Raw genomic sequence first — 22,625 nt, forward strand, 5'->3', positions numbered from 1 at the left:
CCTTTGTCAGACAAAAAGTGAGACTTTCGCATAGACTAAGTAAAGTGATTAGAAATAAATCTTATGAGCAAAAGCATGAGCGAGCTGAATTTCACTAGACTAAAACACTATCGTTTAGCCGTCTTACTTCCCCTGCTGACGGCTCTAGCTATTGAAGTCTTTCTGTCATTGCAAACGACGAACGGATCAGCTCTTGGCGCATTCAGTTGGGTACGCTTCTCCTTGCTCACAGGCGTTTTGATTTCTCTCTATTGGCTGCATCTTATTTTGCAACAATCAAGCCAATCAGATGCTTCGGTAGGCTGGCTCCGCTCTTTGGCCTCTCTCGACGCTGCTCTCGTTGTGTTGCTTCTGGTCTGGGCCTTGTTTATGACGAGTCTATTTGTCTATAACCCAGACCCGATGCGTAACCAGCCACTTGAGCCGGTCTTTGACCCCGTTCTTATGTTGCAAGAGTGGCAGCTCTCGCTCTATTACTTTTGGCAGTTCGGTGTGATGGCTGCGGTTATCTTTTTTTACTATTGGATGAATCGCTACCACTTTATTCGCAAGATTCTTGCGCAGCATGGTGTTTACGTTTACGTGCTCAGTAGCACGCTATGGTTGCTACTGACTTACCCGGTATTTGCGTGGTTGGTATTACAATTACCGCTTACCATCCCCGACCAGTCACTATTACCGTCCGAAGACCATAATATCTTTGCCGCCATGAACCTGCTCGCAGCGGGATCTATTTGGGCATTGACAGCACCTTTCATTCTGGCTTTTGAGCGACAACAAGGCGCAAAAGAAGTCGCTGAAATCAAGCAGCAACAAGTTCAGGCTGAGCTTAAAATGCTGCAGCAGCAGGTGAACCCTCACTTTCTTTTCAATACCTTAAATAGTATCTACGCGTTATGTTTAACCGGCGCTGCGAATGCGGCAACTATGCTATTAAATTTATCTGACTTGCTGCGCTATGTTGTCTATGAGGGGCAAAAGTCTCGTGTTTTACTCTCAGAGGACTTGGACTATTTGAAGAACTATATTGAATTGCAACGCATGCGCCTGGGCGATCGCTGCAAGCTTTCTTGGCTGGCTAATATTAACGACTCGCAGGCTAAAATCGCTCCCTTATTGTTGGTTATGTTGGTCGAAAATGCTTTCAAGCACGGTATAGAACCGACTTCTGCTGCTGGAAAGATTGACATTCATTCCAGCCTCGAAAACGGCGAGTTTGTATTTACCTGCACCAATAGCCTAGCCGACATTCCCAACGCTTCTCACGAAGCTGGAATTGGGTTGGAAAATCTGCAGCGCCGGCTGCAACTGACCTACCCCGGACAACACAATTTAACGAGCCAACAAACCGGCTCACTATGGCACGCTGAGTTGAGGATTTTATTGTGAAAGTCCTAATTGTCGATGACGAGCCGCTGGCGCACGATGTGCTCTTACATTACATTAAAGAACACCAAGAAATCGCTGTGGTGGGCCAGTGCTATAGCGCTACCGAAGCGTTAACTTACCTTGCCCACCATCAAGTGGATTTGATGTTCGTAGATATTAAGATGCCGGGCCTGTCAGGCCTCGATATGCTCCGCGTGATGGCAAATAAGCCACAAGTTATCCTATGTACAGCCTTTCAGGAGTATGCAATCGAAGGTTTTGAGCTAGATGTGACTGACTATTTACTCAAACCTGTGCGTGCGGAGCGCTTTGCGCAGGCAATCGAAAAAGTGCGACAACGCATTCTCAGCGCTTCGTCTGCAAGCGAGCGTCAAAGCTTAATCCTCCGCGTCGATCGTGAAGACCGAAAACTGTGGCTCGATAGTATTGAATGCTTTGAGAGTTACGGTAACTTTGTCAAAGTCTGGCAGGATCAGCAATGCTGTCTCACTAACGGGCCTCTCAAGGCTCTTGCAGAAAAACTTCCGTCCGAAGATTTTATGCAGGTACATAAGTCTGTTTTGGTGAACAAAGCTCATATTATCGCGAGGGACACAATCAGTCTGACGCTGAAAAGCGGGCGCAAGGTTCCGATTGGTAAATCATTCAAAGCTGACTTGGCTGACCTGTGGTAGCCAGACAACCGCCTTTCAGAGTTTGCAAGCTAACCAACTCAGTAAGGATTTTCTGGTTTTACCACCGAAACTGGGGCTCATCGAAACGCGCGATGCATCGAGAGTGTGCATTTTCGTTAGCGTTACGCTTGCCAAGTTGAAACAGACGGGAGCTTAAAAGCAACAACTTCAGGCAAAGAAAAGCTATGTGTAAATCCTCGTCTTATGACACTTATGTCAGCAGCTTAAACCGCGCATAAAGTGGGTTGTGATCAGACACGGTGCTGGTGTCAATCGCGGACGCTTGTTGCAGTGAAAGATCACGGTAGAAGATGAAATCCAGCGGGTGCTGTCGGTAGGTTTTGACATGATGGGGGTCGGCCATAATAGCTTTCTTGAGACCTACGCTGCGACAGAATTGCAGTAAACGTAAGCGCCGGCGTCGGCTCCACACATTAAAATCACCCGCCACAATGAGCGGTCCTTTATGACCTAAAATCTCCTCTTTAATGATGTCTATTTCTTGTGAAAACTGCTGGGCGCGAACAAAGTTGATCGCGTGGACGTTGACGACTAACAAAGTTCCGCCCACTGCGAGTGCATGGTACGAGAGCATATAACTTTTATGTGTGGCAAACATGCCTTCGCGCTTTCTACTCAGTCGAGCTTGAGCCTCTGTGAAAGCATACTGGCTAGCGGTAAGCACGCCATAAGTCGAACGACGTGTTTGCATATTGGGCGCAACCGCGTACGACCAGTGCGGCGACAACCAATTATCTTTCGCACTCAGCTTCGCCTCTTGGAGCAATAAAAATAAACAAGGGAAGTCAGCTAAAACACGCGCTAAAGTGCGCTGAAACTGGGTCGTTTCGGTCAATTTCTGAGTATTCCAGCACAGCACACCAAACGCTTCACCATGAACAATTGGATGCTCATGGATGAATTGCTGAGGAATCACGACCTTGGGTTTGAGCACACTTCCGCCTTGTTAAGAATCCGCACCCTTATTTTGTCACTTGGGCCTTAACTTCAGACACTAATTGAGTGTATCAGGTTCAATTCGGTACTCTGTGACTAATCTTTCATCAATAGCATCAGTTCGTGGGCGCTTTGCTGGCCAATGTGCCTGACTAGCTCGCGAGGCGTGTTGTCACCGAATTCGAAGGTTACGGCATGTACGCCGTAAGTACGACCAATATAATGGGTGAACACATGTGATTCTTCGCGATAGCTGGCTCGCTCGCGGACGGTGAAGGAGCTCAGCCGACTCGCTTTCAGAGCGTCAAGCCAGCGCGTCACAAAATCTGTGGGCTGAGCACCGGATTCAGGCGCAAGCGTGTAGAAGATATCCTGCTGAGTAGAATGAAAATCTAACGCGAAGGCCAAGCGTTCGTCCTCACCGAGTTGTTGATTCAAATAGTCTATTACAGCCTTAGTTTCCGGCTGGCTGAATTCGCCCCAATCGCGGTTGAGGTCTTTACCACCTGCATTATGGCGCCAGTGGCCGTTGGCGACGCCATCTGGGTTAACCATGGGTACGACTAAAACGTTGTAACGGTTATAAAATGCATTTTGTAAGTCCGCATCAGCGGCAAGATAATCCACAAAAGATAGGAGACCAATCGCCCCAGTTAACTCGGGCGGGTGCTGGCGGCCAATGACTAATAACCATTCTTTATTGTTTTCGGCAACCGCTTGCATGGCAACAATGTCGCGGCCTTGTACAGACTGGCCAATAACCGTGGTGTTAAACCGTTGAGCACGCGCGCCCGTGGTCATCCATTGCTGGTAATCTTCGGCGGTCCATAATTCTTGACCGGCAACGTACAGTGGCTGATCACTAATTTTGAGCGAGAATTGAAACTGCTGGTCGACAACAGTAAACGGCACCGTTTCCCAGGTATCACCGTCAGTACTGATTTTCGGCATGTAGCGTGCGCGGCTCTGCTCTGCAACAAGCTCAATTTCAATCTCTCGCGCTCCAGTTTTCGAAACCACGGTGAACGCGTACCAAGGGCTAGGATTGATCGGATAGTTCTCTGCGACAGTGGTCAGACGAAAATGTCCATCACCAAGCTGCTCACATTGACTGAGTTTGCCACCTTCAAATTCAGCACTAAACGCTACTTCTTCAAAGTCACAAGCACTTGCTAACGACGGTAAGCAAAGTCCGAGCGCCAACCACCAACGTATCGTCATCGACTTTACTCCTGCTCCGTTGTCGTCAATGCAAAATAATCAGCGACTACCTGCCAACTCAAGCGTTGCAAAGCTAGCGCAGTATCAGTATCTAAATCGGCGGTAAAGAGGTTACCCTCGGGGCTCCGTTGATACAAGCTTGCATACATAACGCATGCAGCTAAATAGGTGCCGGCCATACTTGGGTGTTTGATATCACGCCGATACAGTAACTGTTCGTCGGCCGCACCACGCACATCTTTCATAAATAAGTTGATTTCAGGATGACGCTCAGCTGCTGCCGCAAAGGCTACGCCAACCGGCACGACCAAAGCATCATGTCGTTTGCCAACGCGTTCATAAGCAGCTTGCAGCTTGCGACTCATCGAAGGTTCGTTTTGATACCCCCACGTCATAAACAGCACAGGCTGTATATCGCGGTCGCGCAAAGCCTGAATCATCAGCTCCATGGCCTTTTCGAATCGTGCTGACTTCTTCTTATCCAACGGTTCGTTACTGTGCCCTTGCAAAACCACTGCATGCCAGTTGTCGTCGCCAGCGCTCAAGTAACTATTGAGCAAGCGACCAGTTTCATGAATATGACCACCGGACAGCGTCAGCAATCGCACTCGGTTTTCGCCGGCTTGCCACGCGCCCTCAGCGCGCAGCAAATTAGCGAAGTGATTGTGGATGCCGTTGCTATAAAAGCTGAAGCTATTGCCAACAAATAGAACTCGCTCTGGGTTGTCCGCAGCCTGCACTGGCGCGACCAGAGCCAGTGCAACAATCCAACCAACCAACAGTTTCCTCAGCATGAGAGACTCCTTGTTACGTCGGGAACACCATGGGCGCTAACCAAATTGAGACCACGGTTAGCAAGGCCATGCCGATAACGTTGAGTACTAAGCCAGCGCGGACCATGTCAGGAATGGTCAGCTTACCCGAGGCAAACACAATAGCATTCGGCGGCGTCGCTACCGGCAGCATAAAGGCGCAGCTTGCCGCTAGGGTGACTGGAATACACAGCACTAGAGGTGACACACCTAGCTCTAACGCTACCGCACCAACCACTGGCAAGAAGGTTGCAGCGGTGGCAACATTGCTGGTCAGTTCGGTTAAGAAAATAACCAAACCGGTGGCAGCCAATACCAGAGCAATCACACCAAACGCGCCAAGCGGCATCAAGTTGCCTCCGAGCCATTCGGCTAAACCCGAGTCAGAAACAGACGCTGCGAGACTTAAACCGCCACCAAATAGGATTAACACGCCCCATGGTAGTCCTTGTACGTTTTCCCATGTCAGCAGTTGTGCTTGTTTTTGTGAACCACTCGGTAGCAAGAACAGCAATAACGCTGCCGCCATGACAATGCCCGTGTCGGTAAGAAAGTCGATACCTAGCCAAGCTGAAATAGGACGGCGCAAAATCCAAAAGGTGATTACTAGCAAAAAGACCGCACCAACTCGAGCTTCGGCTTTGGTCATGGGGCCGAGATCGGACACCATATTTTTAATGTGGTCGTTGACCTCAGGGTTCGCAGGAATATTTACCTTGTAGGTGAAGTGTGTCAGCGAGTACCAAGCAAGTGGTAACATGAACAACATGACCGGCACACCAACCAGCATCCAACTCGCAAAGGTGATCTGGATATCGTAGTTTTCGATCAAAAATGCAGCCAACAAAGCATTCGGCGGTGTGCCAATGAGCGTTGCCAAGCCACCAATGGTCGCAGCATAGGCCAAGCCCAATAACATCGCTTTTTGAAACGACTTCAGCTCGCCAGGATGGAGATGACTGTTTTCTTCGGCGATCATATTGGCGACCGACAATGCTATCGGCATCAGCATCATGGTGGTTGAGGTATTGGTCATCCACATTGACAACAACGCTGCGACCACCATAAAACCAGCAATCAGGAATTTGCCGTCAGTGCCTGTTACCGACAAGATCGATAAGGCGATACGCTTGTGTAGCTGCCATTTTTCGATGGCAATGGCCAAAATAAAGCCACCCAAATACAAGTAGATAGTGGGATTTGCGTAGTGCCGACTCGCATCTGCAATAGTGGTCACGTCCAAGAACGGGAACATGATCATCGGTAAAAATGCAGTGACTGGCACAGAGACCGCCTCGGTCGCCCACCATGCTGCCATCCACAAACCTACAGCGGCAACCCGCCATGCGGCTGGATCCATCGTGGTCTGGGTGCGGTCGAACAACATCATTACGAAAAAAATGATTGGCCCGAGTAACAGGCCAATGTTTTGATAACGCGCCCGCTCAGGGGCGCGTGTTTCAGTTGCGTGCATGATTACATCCTAATTATTCAGTTCAATTAAAATCGTGCACTGACGTCGATATAGAACTGCCGGCCATAGTCACGGTGAGCATCTGAGAAGAAGCCGAAGTAGCCATCCGCGAGTGGCGCGCGCTCATCAAACAAGTTGACCACACCAACGCGGAAGCGAGTGTCGACATTGTTCAATAATACGGTGTAATCAAAGGTTGCATTGAACGTAGTCATAGCAGGAATGACGTATCGCGTGCCATCGTCGAGAGTCAAATCACTTTGGTAGAAGCTACCAATGCGATTTCCAGTCAACGATGCGGCATATGCCTCTTTACGCCAAGATAGACGAGCAGAATGACGCTGCTCTTGGTTGCCATCACGTCCAATCAAATCGGCAAAGCCAGTCACAGGGAACGAAGCTGGCAGCAAACCACTTTCTTGAGCTTCGACCAATACCTTCGCATCACCACCAGCGCTTTGTTCAAATTTTTCTAGGAATGAACCGTTGTATTTGAAGCTAAAACGGCCGTAATCAGAATTGACGCTGTAATAGACGCCGACGTCGAAGCCTGCCAATGTCCGCGTGTCGAGGTTGGCATATTGGTCTGTGATTTGTGAGATTTCACCAGCCGGACAAATACCAGCAGCCTCGTAGAAGCCAGCGGTCCCAGGGTCAATGTCACCACGCGCAACGGCTGCATTGAATGATGCGCTGTCACAGTTGCTTAGACCGTTTTCTAAGCGCATGACTAAATCGAGTAAGGTGTGGTTTTCTTCACCAAACAAGCCGATAGTGTTTTCTTTTTCAATGGTCCAATAGTCGACTGTTAGCGTCAGATCATCCATTGGATTAAACACAATACCAAGGTTGGTGTTTACTGATTCCTCAGGCACCAGTTGATCACTACCTTGTGCGACTCGTTGAACCGAATTACGGCAATCCAATTCATCCTGATTCGGATCACCACCGAATTCTGCTGCGTACAAACATGTGTAGTCGGTGCGCGTGTTGTTTCGGGCAACAATGCTCTCGTTGATGGTGACTAGGTTCGGTGCACGGAATGCTTCTGACCAAGAACCACGTAACATAAACATGTCGTTCGGAGACCAACCGAAGGCGACTTTGCCGACTGTCGTGCTGATAGTATCTGAAAAGTCTTCGTAACGAATCGCGGCTTGCACATCGAGCGTTTCAAGCACTGGAATTTGGAGCTCGGTGAAAAACGACGTGACATCTCGCTCACCGCTGCTATCAGGTGTAGGACTTGAGTTCACCACATCTGACACAAACGGGTACGTCTCCCCGTCGTAGCTCGTAAATTGAATGGTACCGTCTAAGCGCGGATCACGGTCATCTTTAAACGATTCCTCGCGATACTCGACACCCGCAACAAAGCCAACAGGTCCAGCCGGAAGCTCGTAAATTGCTGGGTTCGCCATTTTGAAATCAAACATGGTTAGCTCGGTTTCACTCGAGCGATAAACATCGATTAAAGCGCGTTCAATGTTGCTGTTTACCCCGCCACTAAATGGGTTATAAGCGTTGGGTGTTGGATCGAAAAGCGCTTCGGCCATCAGGTTGTTTGATACTCGGTTTGAAGTGACATCATCCTTTGTGGCTTTCGAGTGCGTGACAGCACCCTCCCAATCCCACATACCCCAAACTCCTCGGAAACCTTGTAAGAAGCGGTAAGAGTCACCATCGTTATTGACGATTCGCGGAATTTCCGCGAACCGGTAGTTATCGATTTCTAGCTCTAGGCCACTACATGGCACGTCTGGAATCAGTTCATCTGGGAGACGATTAGGCGATCCACATGGGCCCAATGGGTTGTAGTAGTTTTCAGCACCCACACGAAGTTTAACTGCGCTAAACGGAGATGTCGGATGGCGACGTAGGTTCGTGTTCGATGCATAGTACGAGACTTCACTGAAGCTCTCGAGGCCATTATCGAATTCGTGATTGACGAAGAGGAACAAGTTGGTGCGATCCATTTTCGAGCGTAAATCACGGTCAGCGTTTAAGTTATAGCGATAAACACCTTGGCCGTCGACCGCACCACAAATGTACTCGTTGATATCATATTCACAACGGGGGTCGCCGACTGGATAGGTTTCGAATTCACCAGCGTTATCAGTAATGGAGCCATTGACGCCTACTCCAGACGCGCGGGTGATCAAGTCATATTGTCCATACAGCGAGTTCGCGCTGTCGTTACGGAAGCGGGTGTCACCAGCCCACGGAGAACCCTCTGGAATCAGTCTGCGGAAATCAGAATCAGCCCATCGCTCATCATCTTGTGAGTTAATGCGGTCGCGCTTATAGAAGCCACCAAAGAAACTGACATTTGTGCGGCCATCATTAAAGTCTTCGCCCCACTCAACCTGTAATTGTTGTGCCGGGCTGGAGAAATTCTCAAAATCTGAGTAGCGCGCAGACACGTTAAAGCCAACGAAATCGCTTTTCACCACATGGTTGACCACACCGGCAACGGCGTCAGCTCCATAAATGGCTGAAGCGCCATCTCGCAACACTTCTACTTGGTCCAAACCAAACACTGGAATCATATTGACGTTGGCGGAGTTCACCGGCACGAAGCTACCACCGACCTCTTCGGTTTGATAGGTTGCAGAGTTCACCATGCGGCGACCGTTTAACAAGATGAGCGTATTACCGGTACCCAAATTACGCAGGTTGTATGAACCAACGTCGCCACGCGCGGAGTTTACACCACCAGAAATATTCTCAGCTTCACTCATGAAGTTCTGGCCGTTTTCTGGAATAAGTTGCAGTAAATCGTCCAGTGACTCTACGCCTAACTCACCGATTTCTTCGGCACTGATCACCGACACGGCAAGGGCGTCTGATACCTGTGCGTTCTTAATGTTGGAACCCACTACCGTAATGCGTTCAACAGATTTGTCTGGTTGCGCCGCCTCGGCGTCGTCTTCAACTTGTTGTGCAAAAGCTTGTGAGGATAAGACCAATGCCACGGCAGCTGCGACTTTGGTTAACTTAGCCTGGGTTGATACTGATTTATTATATTTATTCATGAGCAGTCTCTCGTATGTTTATTAACTGAGTTCTGTAGTTCAAGTAATAAACGCACGAGATCGGAAATACCCCTACCCGTAAATGAATCTTTTTTCACGAGGGAGTTGCCGAATTTCTGAAAAGCTTACAGCAAGAAGGGGATAAGAGTACCGACTACCACCAGTCCAATAACGACGTTGTACATCCACGCTGGCGCAGAAATGGTGTCGTTATGGTCAATCAGAACTGGACTCGGTTCAACATCAAAAGAAGGTGTTAAAGGCAAGTTCGGGAAGTGAATGACTTCTGATTTATCGATCAAATGTTCCACGTGACGGAGCATCGATGATTTCGCCCACATTTCGGATAGCTGCAAGAACGCGAGTTGATGTAGATGATCGTGATTTAACCATGAATCAAAGTCACGGCGAATTTGCGTCGCCATGGCTGGTGACACTATCTGACTGTCATCGTGCTCTAGCTTGTCTAACTGCACAATCCAGTCAGATGCTTGTCCGATAATTTCATCGGGTATGTCGTGAACAATCCAATCTTCTATTTGCATAGTGTTGAATCCATACTGCTTTGCTTCGACTCCTCGTTGACCGACTCAATCATATACTGACGACAAAGCTTCATACCCTTCGAGAGATGATTCTCAACAGTCTTCACCGATATATTTAGTTCTGTGGCGATATCTTGATAGCGCTTGTTATGGATTTTTCGCAAGATAAACACGTTACGGCAAATAGCTGGTAACCGATTGATGGCGGCTAGCAAATGACGATTCATATCATCATTGATAACACTTTGTTCGGCGTTATGCGAAGCTTCCAAACTGAGCTGCGTGCGCTGCTCTTCATGATATTGCCAGCGAATTTTCAAATGCCGCGCGCGAGAAATAACCAAGTTCTTGGCAATGGTGTAAGTCAGTGCCGCTAGGTTTTCATCTGACAATTTTTCATTTTTTTCCAGCGCGTCCTGCAAACGCTGATACACCTTGAGTAAGGCTTCTTGCGCAATTTCTTCAGCTTCTTGCTTCGGTACTTGAGCACTCAAGAAGCCGATAAGCTTCGGAAATAGCTTGGTGTGCAAGCGTGCGAAGCGTTGTTGCCAGATAAAGGAAAGTTTTGATGTCATCGTCACATTCTCTTATTTTCGTTTTCTAAGCTCGAGGCTTTTTTGCAAAGATAGGTGAAAACTTATCCGCTTGTAAATAACTTTGTGCGGGTTGACCGGATCTCTAACGAGTTCACCACAGAAGTTTGCGATCACGGATTCGTGAAGAACGAGCTATGGCTAACTTAGACGATTACAGGTGCGTATCGAACCACTCCACCAGTTCTTTGAAGGCTGCTTCTTTGTTAGCACGCAAATCATGACCGTCTTGGGGGTAAATAACCAACTTGTACTCCCTCTCTAACCGCTCGAGCTCTTCAGCCATAGCAATTGAGTTGGCTGCATTCACTCGCTCATCGTTTTCTCCATGAATTAATAAAATAGGAACTTCCGGGCTAATTTCAGAAATCCAATGAATAGCGGACCGGTTTCTCAGCTCATTCTTTTTGTTCTTTTCATAATTGGGAATTCGATTGGCATAGACTTTTTCCATGGCAGGTCTCGTTTCCAAATCTTTCAACAGATCAACGTTACCGGCAATTGTCGCTAGTGCTTTGACTGGTATATCGTTTCTGAGAGCCAGATACGATTGCATGGCTCCACGGCTTGTACCTACCATGCCTATCCGATCTATAGCGGCGAGGGGTATTTCAGGCAAAAGCTCGAACAAGCGGGTGACGTCTCTGACATCAGCTCCACCAAACTCGTCTTGGTGCTCAGGGTTCCTTTCAAAAGTACCCCTATATTGCGTGCCGACTACGATATAATTTTCTGCCGCCAGCGGAAATAAGTCACCCACCATACGAGCCATGTTCACACTACCGTAGTTACCATTCCCACCACGGTTGTAGATAATGACAGGCAACTTCCTATCTGAATTTTTCGGGTGAATGACATACCCATTTACCAACGCATCACCAGACCGATATCTGAAAGTTTGGCATTCGAGCGTTTGTTGATAATGTTCAAATTCTTCCTCAGGGAATAGGCTCTTGAAATTGCTAAGGGATTCTTGAATCTTCGCTTCATCGGTGACGCGCCGTGATGTGTTAGCCGAAATCATTGACAACCACTCTGAATAGGAGCCAAACGGAGAGCGAAAGCACGTATCTGTGGACAACAACTGACTCGGTTCAATCTCTGCTGTCGCCGCAGTAACTGAACACAAACTAAAAATAGTTAATGTTATTAAGTACCGTTTGTTAAGCACTGTTAAGACTCCGATATTAAAGCGACCACTTTTGCTAGTAACGAACAGAAACGCCATCTTTATAGCTCACCAGGGCACTTACACCCTACTAATCAGCTACAATTTTTGCACTCTTGTAACTGAGTAGTAAACGTAGCTCAGTAATGCCCTGAACCGTAACGGGTTGCGTTACTAAACTTACCGGATGCTGGATGTCTGCCATGAGCGTTTGCGCGAATTGTTCAATAGAATCTGGGTCAAGATAATCAACGACGACAGCACATATTTCATCATTACAACCGACGCTCCGCGGAACCATACCATTAGTGGTTCCCGCAACCTCATTCACTGCTCCTATCAATGTTTGTTCAAATGGTAGATCACTTTCAAGTTGATACACGAGAGCGTCAAAATCCTCTAGTTTAAACGCCGTTTGGGCTGACGCATCCGATAGGCCGCCTTCAGCCGATAAGTCATCAATTAATGAACTTAAACGAGGCGAATCCTCGTTCTTGTTCGATTGATTGTTCCCGCGATCGACTGGATCTGATATATGTTCATCTTCCAATTGTGGTTGAGATGATCGCTCATCTAACTCTGCTAATTGTGAGCTGCTAATTTCTAACTCGTCGGCAACCTGTATTGGTTTTGCGTCTGTGGAAGCTTGTTGAAACGGGCGAAACACAATAAGTCCAATGACGAAGCTAATTGCTAACAGCAACAAAATGATTTTATTCATAATATATAATCCCGTTCCTTAAGTTACAGACTGCAACAGTAATTCAATTTATCCGGCGTTTCTTGCGTTTCACTTCGTTACTGAACCCAACCATTCGATTGCTTTATCAATCACTACGTCACGTCCATTTTGCAAATCAGCGATTGTGGGTTTGATATAAATGTCTGGAACAATTCCTGTGTATTGAACGTCGCGGCCCTCTTTATCGAGCACTCTTAATCCAGTGAAGTAAGCTTGCATACCATTCGGCAATGGGACTCTGCTCACGTTTCCAACTGCGCCTGCTGTGGTGCTTCCAATGACCTGAGCATTGGGTAACTCACGCCACGCCAGTACACTGAATTCAGACTGACTGAGTGTGGTTTCATCCACAAGTATGGCGATACCGTTTAACAAGACAGGATCGTATGGCTCTAATGTCGGTAGATAGTCGATAAGAGTAACGCTTCCAGGGAACTGCGGATGAACTCGCGCTAACTGCGCAAATGGCAAAGGCTCTTGAGTGAGTCGGCCCCCCAAGTAATAGAGGATAAATTCGCTGGGGTACCCGCGCACGTCAATAATGAGTTTTCCCGATTGCTGCGCGCTTTCGAGGGCTTCATCGACAGCAGCAAAGTCAACACCTGCGACTTTAAGGTAGGTCACGTCATCGTCTAAAGTCTGGACGACATCACCCGGTAGACTATGGTCTGGGCTAGCAATCGTTTCGTACTCGGAGATGCTCACTTCGCGCTGATTTGTATGTCGATCTATTGTGACTACCGTTGCCTCTTCGCAGCTGCGGTAAAGTAACTCGTTGCCAAGGCCATAGTATCGTGCGGGTTCATTACTCGCGGAGTATAGCGGTAACCAGCGCTCGAATAAGTCGTCAAAACTTTCGCCGTCCAGCGCTACAATTTTGTCCCCTACTTTTACATCTTGTTCGGATAAATCCTTGTACAGCCGGTTAATCACCACTTGATGTTCTATATAACGAACCGTAAAAGGAAGCCGGCAGGCCCCTTGGCGAAATACTGAGTCAGTTAATCGGGCATGCCCGTCGTTGATCTGTCCCAGAACACGCTGCAGAACATAAAAGAACTCTGAGCGGTCAGTGCTCTGAATGACTTGTTTAGTCAAGTCCGGAAGCTCGGTGTACCAGGATGTTGGTAATTCATCCCACGGAAACCAGTATTCGATAATATTCCATAAGCGTGCTAATGCGAGTAGCCGAGTTTCTTGCTCTAAATGGCCTATTTGAAAATAATCCTCTTCGGTAAATGAAGCCATTGCTAGATCATCGGAAACAGCATATTTACTCTCTTTGAAAGAATGTCTCTGTGATTGGATTGTGGTCAGCGCGGCAATCACCTCTGGACTAAAGACCTTGTCATCTAGGTACCAACGCGAGTTCGTCGTCGCAATCACTTTACCTTGCTCAGTTCGTTCGATATCGGTCTGTTTGCCGAGCACGCCGACTTTCTCGAGCAAGGTCATCAAGACATCGTTAAGCTCGCTGCCCATCACCAGAGTTTGCGTTGCTTTCACAAACTCGCGATCCCAATCGTAAGAACCTATTGCGATGTCTGGATGAAAGTACTTCAAAAAGCCCCACACCTGAATAAAGGCGCTGAGGTCTTTAGCCGTATGCTCAGTGATGGCGGACCAATCAATATCAATGCTTGGAATTTCGTTTCGATTGTTCGCAACACTCGTGACTTGAGGATCACTGATCTCGGTCAGTGTAGTCAGCAGTTCACCGTCAACCCATAGCTGAATATCATTCACCCACGCTTCGCCAGGGCCTAGCAATACGGAACCGATCACCAGAGAGTCAACGCGCGGATTGAGCTTGTGCGAAATCCGAACTTGCTGCCAGTCGGTGTCACGCGTGCTGGTGACAAATGGCTGGCTGTTGATAAATTCTATGGGCTTCTTATTCATGTCTTGTCTGAGAACGATATTCGCCCCAGCGTATGGACCTGAATTTTTTGCTCGAAGCGCTGCTCGTAACTCAACCACTTGAGCGTCAAAATTTATCGGAATCCTGCGTAGAATTGAGCTTGCGGTATTGACGGTAATGTCTCGCCGGTCAAATTTGACGCTTGGTCGCCCGTCATAGAGCATTTGAGGATCTAAAGAAACCGCACCATCTGGTGAAACCGTCCACTCTGTCAGTTTGCCGTGGTCATCAACTTTGAAATCACTGAGACCATCTTGTGCATAAGCACAGGTGGTTACAGTGAAGAACAGCAATAGGAGGCAACTTTTCATTCTTAAATTTCTCAAGCTTGTCGAGTAGGTTACGCGGATCGCATGTAAATACCATGTTATGATTCACTAAATTTGTAACATTTATAACAAATTCAAGCAATGGTCTAATGCTTGGCATACCATCATCTTCAGTGGCTTGTTAATCACACTCTGAATAAATCACGAAAAATTTCAGGCAAACAAAAAGGACCCGCAAGCGGATCCTTTGAGATGTATTAATGCTCACCTTCTTCGAACCTAAATTAGAAAATGTAGATAACGCCGATGCCGAGCTCCGCTTCATAATCGTTGCGGGTAATTGGGCTGTCTGAGACGTCGCTGCTGTAGCGCTCGTAGAGACCTTCCACGAAGAGTAGCCAATTCTCGTTCAAATACTGGCGGTAATTGTAGTGGAGTCCAAACGAGCGAAGGCCGCTGCTCATGTTGGTCTGGTTCAATCCTGAAGCCGCTGACTGCGCTGCGGTGATACCGAAGTCTTGATTGGCCCGGTCGCTGTCGTGGAAAACCGCAACGAGAGCTAATTCGGATCCAGTGCCATCCATTTGCTCGCCGAAGCGACGACCGACGCCGAAAATACCAAGCGACCCGTTATCTCCGGTGACGACTCGGCCATCAAGCCAATAGCGCCAATCGGAATTGAACGCTCGGCGTGCTTGCAGCACAAATTCAGTACCTTCTTCTGAGTCACCGAGACCATCTAAACGACCGTCATCAGAATCTGCTTCTTCACGGCCCTCATCGAAACCCAAGGTAGCTTCGAATAACCAGACATCATCACGACGTCCACGCCAACCGAGTGCCTCACCAGCAAAGTAAAAAATGTTGTCGCCTTTGCGCCATTGAATCGCGCCAGCAGGATCGACTTCGAAACCGAATTCATCCGACCCTTCATAGGCAGACTCATACTCAATCCCACCACCTAGAGCAAAAGCCCAGCCGTCCTTACCCTTTGTGAAGTCGTCGAGCGAAGGTAAGGGGACCAGCGCTGTTCCTTCGTCTTGCGCAAGCGCTGTTTGAACAGCAAACCCATTTACGCACAATGCCAACAATAAGCCAGTGAACTTTTTCATATAGACCCCACACGATTCAGTCTCAGTAATTGAGCACTTCCTAAATTAGATTAGCACAACGTGGGATTTTTGAGATTGGATCAAATACCAGCTCGCACTGCCTGTTTGAAAGCAACTACCAGTATCCAGCCGAATATTGCCCGCCAACTCAATCAGGCAATAAATCGAACTTGGGTAATTTATCTATCGCGGCTTCCCAAATTGCTCGACTCGACGTGAAAATTTGCGCAGTCGGCAACACATCTACTTCAGAGTCCAGGCAACCTGCAGGCACAACCAGTAAACCCGGAATCTGAGTGCTCGGCACAGCAGAGCCGCACAAATTGCAAAAGCTTTTGTTATGACGAGAGTCAGGCAGCATGAACGACGTCACATGATCATGCCCCGACTTCCAATGTATTTTTGCAGCTTGGGAGAATAAATTTGCTGCATAGCTCGAACCAGTATCTTTTTGACAGTGCTTGCAATGACACAGATAAAAACTGTCGAAATTGCCATTCACTTCAAAAGTTACGGTACCGCACAAACACGCCCCGAAATGACTCATGATTAATCTATCTCCCTTTTGCGTTAGATTAAGATACAGTGCTCACGCTGTAAGCACTTATTATTTGCAGAGCGAAGCAAAGATAAAGCCGCGGAGTTAGCGCGGCTTTCAGCATTGCTTGAAGACTTCGAGGTGTAGACTTCGAGCCTAAAGGTCACATTTGCGAGGAGCTACGCACACCTTCGGTACGCACACTGCCCGAGCCCGCATCGATAATATTGAGTTCTCCAACGTTACGGACAACGATGCCGCCCGAACCGTCGTCAATAGTAACCTTGCCGATCACGTTTTCAATATCCATAGAACCGGAACCATCATCAACGTTCAAGTTCCCACTAAGATTGCGCACAGTAATCGAACCTGAGCCGTCATCGATTTCGACGTTGCCAGCGTTCTCGACATGGATACTGCCAGAACCGTCTTCAATATCGATATCACCGCTAATATCGCGCATCACAATTGAACCAGAACCATCATTTACTTTCACTTCAAGCTCGGCGGGTACACGGACAACTAGATTAATATACGGACTCTCACCGCGAAACGAGTGGTTGTCAAAGTCAGCGATTAACACGGCGTCATCACCTGATTGTTCGAGTGATAGGCGAATATCGTCGGCATCACGGTAGTAGACTTCTGCAACCACATCAATGCTTGTCCGTCCCGATTCACCGATAATTTCTAAGCTACCTGCACCGGTGTCTGCTTTGAGCTCGTCAATACCCGCTGTATCTAACGACAAGCTACGCGTTTCATGCTGCAAGTCACTATCGCCCCATAAGCCGCCATCGTCTGAAACATCTGCATAGACCACGCAGCCGGTCAACATGGTTCCGGCGACTACTGCTAATGCTGCTATTTTCATTCTGATTACCTTTTGCTAGTTCACTTTAATTATTATGGTCAGATTGAGAGTAGACGCAAAGAAATTGCGAAAGGTTTACTCACACACTGCTTCAAGTTCAATAAACGTCTTTGGTTGTATACACCCGGTCGAAAGCGCGTTAGTTTTAACTAATGAAATGAACGCCAACAGGCCATACAAGGAGCAAACCATATGATTGTCCGAACCTTAGAGGATTGCCGAAACTCAGATCGCAAAGTAGACGGTGAAACCTGGAATAGTGTCAGAATGTCACTCAAAGACGACAACATGGGCTACTCCTTTCATATCACCACTATCTATGCCGATACAGAAACCCCTATTCATTATAAGAACCACCTAGAAACCGTTTATTGCATCAGTGGTGAGGGATCCATTCTCGATTTGGCAACGGGTATTGAACACCCGATCCAGCCTGGCACTGTGTATATGCTAAACAACAATGACGATCACATTCTAAAGGCCAAGTCAGAATTACAATTGGCGTGTGTATTCAACCCGCCGCTGAACGGCAAAGAAACACATGGGCCGGACGGCGCATATCCACTTGAAGCAGAGGCAGTCACCGACTCATGACGTTCGATCAGTGGCTTATTCTCGCCATTCTTCTAGCAACCGTAGTGATGTTTTTGCTTGGCCGCTGGCGCCACGACATGGTTGCATTAGCAGCACTGTTAGCGTGCGTTGTTGTTGGCGTCGTAGATAGCTCAACTGCATTTAGTGGCTTCGGTCACCCCGCTGTTATTACTGTGGCCTGTGTATTAATACTGAGCCAAGGTCTACAAAACTCCGGCGCTGTCGATGCTTTGACACGAGTCGCACTGCCGGCCAATGCAGGCATAATTGTAAGCATCAGTGCGTTGGTCGGGTTAGGTGCCCTGCTTTCCGGCTTTATGAATAACGTGGGCGCTATGGCTTTGTTGATGCCAGTTGCGGTACATGTATCACGACGACTTGACCTCACAGCTGGCCAAGTGCTGATGCCGTTAGCCTTCGGTACCATTTTGGGCGGCATGACAACGCTGGTGGGAACGCCACCGAATATCATTGTTTCTGGCTTTCGAGCCGAGGCTGGTTTAGGTGGCTTCGGCATGTTCGACTTTACGCCGATTGGGCTTGCAGTCGCGGCTGTTGGCGTCTTATTCATAGCACTCATAGGCTGGCGGTTGGTGCCGGCGCGAAAGCAGTCCGGCGTCGAGGGGTTTGAATCAGGCGCATACATCACCGAAGTTCGAGTGGAAGAAGGCAGTAAGTCTGACGGCTTGTCATTACATGACATTGAAATAGAACTAAAAGATGTTGATGCACAGATTATCGGAATTGTGCAGCGTGAAGTAAAAATCATTGCCGCAAACCCGGGTCGCCGTGTTCATGCGGGCGATATATTGATGCTCGAAGCGGAAGCAGACGCACTCAAGGATGTGCTCTCCATACTGGGGCTCAAACTTGAGGAGTCGGTTGAAAACAACGACGAGCAAGCTGAATCGAAAGACGAGAAGAGCGAGGACGACCAAGAAGAGAGCAAACAAAGCGAAATTACTCTCTTGGAGTTAGTCGTACAACCGAACTCGCAGCTAGTAGGCCAGTCGGCAAAAGACATTCTGCTGCGCACCCGTTATGGCATTAACCTGCTCGCATTTTCTCGCGAGGGTAAACGTTCCATGAAACGACTACGGGCGACCACATTCCAATCTGGTGATTTGCTACTCATGCAAGGACCTCTGGAGGCCATTGCCGAGTTCGCTGCAGACAATGGCTGCGTACCGTTAGCTCAGCGCGAACTTCGAATTCCGAACAAAACCAAGGTTTGGCAAGCCAGCTTAATCATGCTCGGTGCAATTGCTGTTGCTGCGCTGGGTTGGCTGCCAGCGGCGGTATCGTTTACATTGGGCGTATTAGCCTCGATGGCAGTGGGAACGGTGTCGCTGCGCAAAGTCTATGAGGCAGTCGACTGGCCAGTTATTGTGCTATTAGGGGCATTAATTCCGGTTGCAGGAGCTATGGAATCAACAGGCACCGCTGCGCTTATCGCCACATTCATAGTGGATAGTGTTGCGCAAGGCAACGCTATTGTCGGGTTACTGGCTATTTTGTTGGTGACCATGTTCTTATCTGACTTGATGAATAATGCCGCGACTGCTGCGGTGATGTGTCCAATAGCCATCAGCATTGCATCGGTACTGAACGTCAACCCAGATTCGTTCTTGATGGCCGTTGCCATTGGTGCTTCCTGTGCATTCCTCACGCCGATTGGCCATCAAAATAATACGTTGATACTCGGCCCTGGCGGATTCCGATTCGGCGATTACTGGAAACTCGGGCTACCCGTGCAAATCCTCGTAGTCGTTGTCTCCATGCCACTGCTACTCATCGTCTGGCCGCTGTAGTCAGCCGCAGGCGCTTAGCCTGCGGAGTCGTATGCGGCTTTCAGCCAAGCTGCAACTTCAGCATCAACTTGCGCAGGATCGGTGAATTTAACGACATAATTGCACATTTTACCCGCACCTTGTGGCTCTAACCGTGGTGATTCCGGTAACGCTTTTATATTCAACCCAAGCTCGACCCGCGTGTTGGTTGCAGGGCCAATCATGGCAAACTGCTTACTCCGGCGATAACTAACGTATTTTTGCTTTGGCGCCATTTCATAAGCACTGAGTGCCTCCAATTGTGCCAGCAGGCGTTCATGAATTGGCCGCAATTCTGCCTTGGCGCCAACATAGAGTGTATCCAATGGATTATCCGTAGCAGACGGTGACTGGACCCCATCATTCTTGGCTAAATGCGCAATGGTATTGGCGTCACCATGACCCATGCCTAGATCAGACTTGAGCATCTTCACAATTTCACCGTGCTTGCTCAGGCCACTGTTTTGGACGAGGGCTTTGAGCTCGTCTACGGTTTTGCCCGTGCGAGTTTCAATATTCTTCATCTGCGTTTGTAATGCTTGTTGTGGATCTGCCATGTTCACCTCCGTCCATATCTCAGCTTGCTGAATCCGAAGCCAAGGAAAAAAGCTCCTCTACCGGCACATTAAAGTAGCTCGCGAGCTTTAATGCAATAACAACCGATGGCGTGAAGCGCCGCGTTTCAACCGTACTGATGGTTTTGCGTGACACACCAATGGCGTCGGCTAGTTCTTGCTGCGACAAACCGTGTTGGGCACGGAATGCCGGCAAGGTGTTTAGCACTTGATCATCCATTCGCATCGTCTCCTTGATCACGCATTTCCCACAATACTGAAAGCGACCAAACGAAGGTTCCGACAACAATCAGTGACAAGCTGTAAGTGCTCACCGTTACGTAGCTACCAATAGCTGTGTCGGCTAAGTTCTCACCGATCAATACACCAGGAATTAGCACCACAATGAGTCCCACAAATGCTCGCGCATTGGCTTTACGACTGGTTTCACGTGTAAATTCGTCATTGTAGATGCCGAACATTTCACGCCAACCGCCGACTAACTTGTGATTACCAACACTCATGCGCGCAACCACACCAATAAACAGTAAGGCGACCAGAACCATGAGAATATTGGGCCATTCTCCAGCATTAATACCAGCGAGTTCCAGCCATTTTGCCGTCAACATAATGGCGAAGTAGACACCACTAATTAACGATACATATGCGCCATATTTAAGCGATTTCGCCTGCGCTTCAGCTGACCATTTAGACATAAGATTATCCTCAATTTGGGCATCGATATGATACCTATAGGTCTCATAATATAACCTACAGGTATCAATTTGCAACCCTAAGGTATCAATCGTTTTCATTTCTCACCTTTTCAGGTGTTAACATCCTGCTTTCGTGAGGCAATCTTTACTTTTCTTACAGCTTCGGCAACGATGATGTATCAACTAAGGAAGCCGCATGAATTATCTTACTGCCACTGAAATAGCCCGCGCCATTGCTGCCGGAGAGCTCAGCTCAGAACAAATAACTGAGCACTACCTGCAACGAATTGATAGGTTGAATCCTCACTACAATGCCTATGTACAGATTTATGTGGAACAGGCAAGAGAGCGAGCCAGAACGCTTGATAGCGTTAAAACAAAGCGCGGTCCGCTGCATGGCGTGCCGATTTCGATTAAAGAGTGCTACCTGCTGGAAGGCACAGCCACGACCATTAATTACCCGCCGTTGAAGAACTATATCGGCAAACAAACCTCACCATTGGTGCAACGTTTAGTGGATGCTGGTGCAGTTATTCTCGGCAAGACCAATGTGCCGCAACTCCTCGCGGATGGGCAAACCTTTGGTCCTTTGTATCCAACGGCTAATAATCCTTTCGACCCGACCCGCACACCTGGCGGCAGCACGGGCGGTGGTGCGGCAGCTCTAGCGGCTGATTTATGCGCTTTGGAGCTTGGCAGTGATATCGGCGGCTCCATCCGCAACCCATCGAGCTTTTGCGGTCTATTTGGCTTGAAACCAACGGAGAATGGTCACAGCCATGACGGCCACGTGCCACCGCTACCCGAACATCAGTTGGGAATGAGTGTAATGAATTGCACGGGACCGCTGGCACGCAGTGTTGAGGATTTAGAGCTTGCCTATCGTGTTCTATATCCCGAGCAAAAGTTAGCGAAGTTCAGTAAGCCGTTGAGTGGTTACACCCTTGGCTACTTTGAGACTTTTCATAATCTGCAGGCCGGTGAATCGGTCTCAAGCGGACTGGAGAAGTTAAAACAACTAGCATCCGCTCAAGGCGCCAGCTTAAAACCAATCACTATCGATCCCAAACTAGCCGCACGAGCCATGCAACTCTGGGCCGAATTATTCGGTTATTCCATCGCGCAGAACTTACCTTGGTTGATTCGCAAACTATTTTATTGGAAGTTTCGTGGGACTTTGCGTGACAGCAGCATGAACTTAATTCCATCTTTAAAGCGAGGTTTGAACCTTGATTTCAAAACCTTCAGTCATGCGCTGTATGAGCGCCGAGAAGTGGTCACTGAATTGATGCGCGTTTTTGACGGGTGTGATGCAGTGTTGAGTCCCACGTCGATGGGCCCTGCATTCCCACACAATCATCAGCATCAACGCATCGCACTGGACGGACAGCAGATCCCCTATATGGATTACTGCTTCGCCTTTGTCGCGCTATACAATTTGAGTGGGCAACCGGTTCTCACAGTTCCCACAGGCAACGATGTAAATGGGTTACCGGTGGGTATTTCGATTGCTGCGAAACATCATCAGGAAGGACTGTTGTTGCATATCGGCAAACTGCTCAGCGCTGCGGGACTGCAATTCAATGCCCCGCAGCTCTGAACTACTGA

General features: G+C 48.3%; 21 protein-coding genes. 5 read left to right on the forward strand and 16 right to left on the reverse strand.

What is annotated here, in order from left to right; translation table 11 throughout:
- The first annotated feature begins 75 nt into the window (after nucleotides 1–75).
- A complete protein-coding gene (locus tag CWE22_RS07650) occupies nucleotides 76–1,389 on the forward strand; it encodes a sensor histidine kinase (protein ID WP_169930732.1) in 1,314 nt (437 codons plus the stop codon).
- A complete protein-coding gene (locus CWE22_RS07655; RefSeq protein WP_244595980.1) occupies nucleotides 1,386–2,063 on the forward strand; it encodes a LytR/AlgR family response regulator transcription factor in 678 nt (225 codons plus the stop codon). The genes CWE22_RS07650 and CWE22_RS07655 overlap by 4 nt, the downstream gene beginning before the upstream one ends.
- A gap of 211 nt (nucleotides 2,064–2,274) precedes the next feature.
- On the opposite strand, the gene CWE22_RS07660 is transcribed toward CWE22_RS07655, so the two are convergent.
- From CWE22_RS07660 to CWE22_RS07720, 13 genes are all read right to left on the reverse strand, one after another.
- On the reverse strand, nucleotides 2,275–3,018 hold the full coding sequence (locus CWE22_RS07660; RefSeq protein ID WP_169930733.1) for an endonuclease/exonuclease/phosphatase family protein: 744 nt from the start codon (nucleotides 3,016–3,018) through the stop codon (nucleotides 2,275–2,277).
- A gap of 98 nt (nucleotides 3,019–3,116) precedes the next feature.
- Entirely contained in the window at nucleotides 3,117–4,241 is a 1,125-nt protein-coding gene (locus tag CWE22_RS07665; protein ID WP_169930734.1) for a M14 family metallopeptidase, read from the reverse strand.
- Nucleotides 4,242–4,246: 5 nt separating this feature from the next.
- Nucleotides 4,247–5,035, reverse strand: coding sequence for a hypothetical protein (locus tag CWE22_RS07670; protein ID WP_169930735.1), 789 nt, complete (start codon nucleotides 5,033–5,035; stop codon nucleotides 4,247–4,249).
- 13 nt (nucleotides 5,036–5,048) lie between these two features.
- On the reverse strand, nucleotides 5,049–6,527 hold the full coding sequence (locus CWE22_RS07675) for an SLC13 family permease (RefSeq protein ID WP_169930736.1): 1,479 nt from the start codon (nucleotides 6,525–6,527) through the stop codon (nucleotides 5,049–5,051).
- Between the two features lie 26 nt (nucleotides 6,528–6,553).
- Entirely contained in the window at nucleotides 6,554–9,562 is a 3,009-nt protein-coding gene (locus CWE22_RS07680) for a TonB-dependent receptor domain-containing protein (protein WP_169930737.1), read from the reverse strand.
- 125 nt (nucleotides 9,563–9,687) lie between these two features.
- Nucleotides 9,688–10,107: a DUF4880 domain-containing protein gene (locus tag CWE22_RS07685; protein ID WP_169930738.1), complete on the reverse strand. Its 420-nt coding sequence runs from the start codon at nucleotides 10,105–10,107 to the stop codon at nucleotides 9,688–9,690.
- Entirely contained in the window at nucleotides 10,098–10,682 is a 585-nt protein-coding gene (locus tag CWE22_RS07690; protein ID WP_169930739.1) for an RNA polymerase sigma factor, read from the reverse strand. The genes CWE22_RS07685 and CWE22_RS07690 overlap by 10 nt, the downstream gene beginning before the upstream one ends.
- 172 nt (nucleotides 10,683–10,854) lie before the next feature.
- Nucleotides 10,855–11,928, reverse strand: coding sequence for an alpha/beta hydrolase family protein (locus CWE22_RS07695; RefSeq protein WP_169930740.1), 1,074 nt, complete (start codon nucleotides 11,926–11,928; stop codon nucleotides 10,855–10,857).
- Between the two features lie 31 nt (nucleotides 11,929–11,959).
- Complete coding sequence (locus CWE22_RS07700) at nucleotides 11,960–12,589, reverse strand: hypothetical protein (RefSeq protein ID WP_169930741.1); 630 nt, start codon at nucleotides 12,587–12,589, stop codon at nucleotides 11,960–11,962.
- A gap of 69 nt (nucleotides 12,590–12,658) precedes the next feature.
- Entirely contained in the window at nucleotides 12,659–14,842 is a 2,184-nt protein-coding gene (locus CWE22_RS07705; RefSeq protein WP_169930742.1) for a S41 family peptidase, read from the reverse strand.
- Nucleotides 14,843–15,084: 242 nt separating this feature from the next.
- Nucleotides 15,085–15,912: a MipA/OmpV family protein gene (locus CWE22_RS07710; protein WP_169930743.1), complete on the reverse strand. Its 828-nt coding sequence runs from the start codon at nucleotides 15,910–15,912 to the stop codon at nucleotides 15,085–15,087.
- A 148-nt stretch (nucleotides 15,913–16,060) separates the two neighbouring features.
- Nucleotides 16,061–16,459, reverse strand: coding sequence for a GFA family protein (locus CWE22_RS07715; protein WP_338052905.1), 399 nt, complete (start codon nucleotides 16,457–16,459; stop codon nucleotides 16,061–16,063).
- A gap of 154 nt (nucleotides 16,460–16,613) precedes the next feature.
- Nucleotides 16,614–17,324, reverse strand: a complete 711-nt coding sequence (locus CWE22_RS07720; RefSeq protein ID WP_169930744.1) for a DUF4097 family beta strand repeat-containing protein — start codon at nucleotides 17,322–17,324, stop codon at nucleotides 16,614–16,616.
- A 192-nt stretch (nucleotides 17,325–17,516) separates the two neighbouring features.
- On the opposite strand from CWE22_RS07720, the gene CWE22_RS07725 reads away from it, so the two are divergent.
- Both CWE22_RS07725 and CWE22_RS07730 read left to right on the forward strand, forming a co-directional pair.
- The gene (locus CWE22_RS07725) at nucleotides 17,517–17,918 is read left to right on the forward strand and encodes an ectoine synthase (RefSeq protein ID WP_169930745.1); all 402 of its coding nucleotides are present in this window, start codon (nucleotides 17,517–17,519) and stop codon (nucleotides 17,916–17,918) included.
- A complete protein-coding gene (locus tag CWE22_RS07730) occupies nucleotides 17,915–19,729 on the forward strand; it encodes an SLC13 family permease (protein WP_169930746.1) in 1,815 nt (604 codons plus the stop codon). Before CWE22_RS07725 ends, CWE22_RS07730 begins: the two co-directional genes overlap by 4 nt.
- 14 nt (nucleotides 19,730–19,743) lie before the next feature.
- Here CWE22_RS07730 and CWE22_RS07735 read toward each other — a convergent pair whose 3' ends face one another.
- The 3 genes from CWE22_RS07735 to CWE22_RS07745 are packed head-to-tail and all read right to left on the reverse strand — an operon-like array spanning nucleotide 19,744 to nucleotide 21,017.
- Entirely contained in the window at nucleotides 19,744–20,304 is a 561-nt protein-coding gene (locus CWE22_RS07735; RefSeq protein ID WP_169930747.1) for a DUF4287 domain-containing protein, read from the reverse strand.
- 19 nt (nucleotides 20,305–20,323) lie between these two features.
- Nucleotides 20,324–20,542: a helix-turn-helix transcriptional regulator gene (locus CWE22_RS07740; RefSeq protein WP_169930748.1), complete on the reverse strand. Its 219-nt coding sequence runs from the start codon at nucleotides 20,540–20,542 to the stop codon at nucleotides 20,324–20,326.
- A complete protein-coding gene (locus CWE22_RS07745) occupies nucleotides 20,535–21,017 on the reverse strand; it encodes a hypothetical protein (protein WP_169930749.1) in 483 nt (160 codons plus the stop codon). The genes CWE22_RS07740 and CWE22_RS07745 overlap by 8 nt, the downstream gene beginning before the upstream one ends.
- 196 nt (nucleotides 21,018–21,213) lie before the next feature.
- Here CWE22_RS07745 and CWE22_RS07750 point away from each other — a divergent pair, with 196 nt between their 5' ends.
- Nucleotides 21,214–22,617 carry an amidase gene (locus CWE22_RS07750; RefSeq protein ID WP_169930750.1) on the forward strand — a complete coding sequence of 468 codons (1,404 nt, stop codon included), beginning with the start codon at nucleotides 21,214–21,216 and terminating at the stop codon, nucleotides 22,615–22,617.
- The last annotated feature ends 8 nt before the right edge of the window (nucleotides 22,618–22,625 follow it).

It is taken from the genome of Pseudidiomarina aestuarii (assembly GCF_003987355.1).
Lineage (GTDB): Bacteria > Pseudomonadota > Gammaproteobacteria > Enterobacterales > Alteromonadaceae > Pseudidiomarina > Pseudidiomarina aestuarii.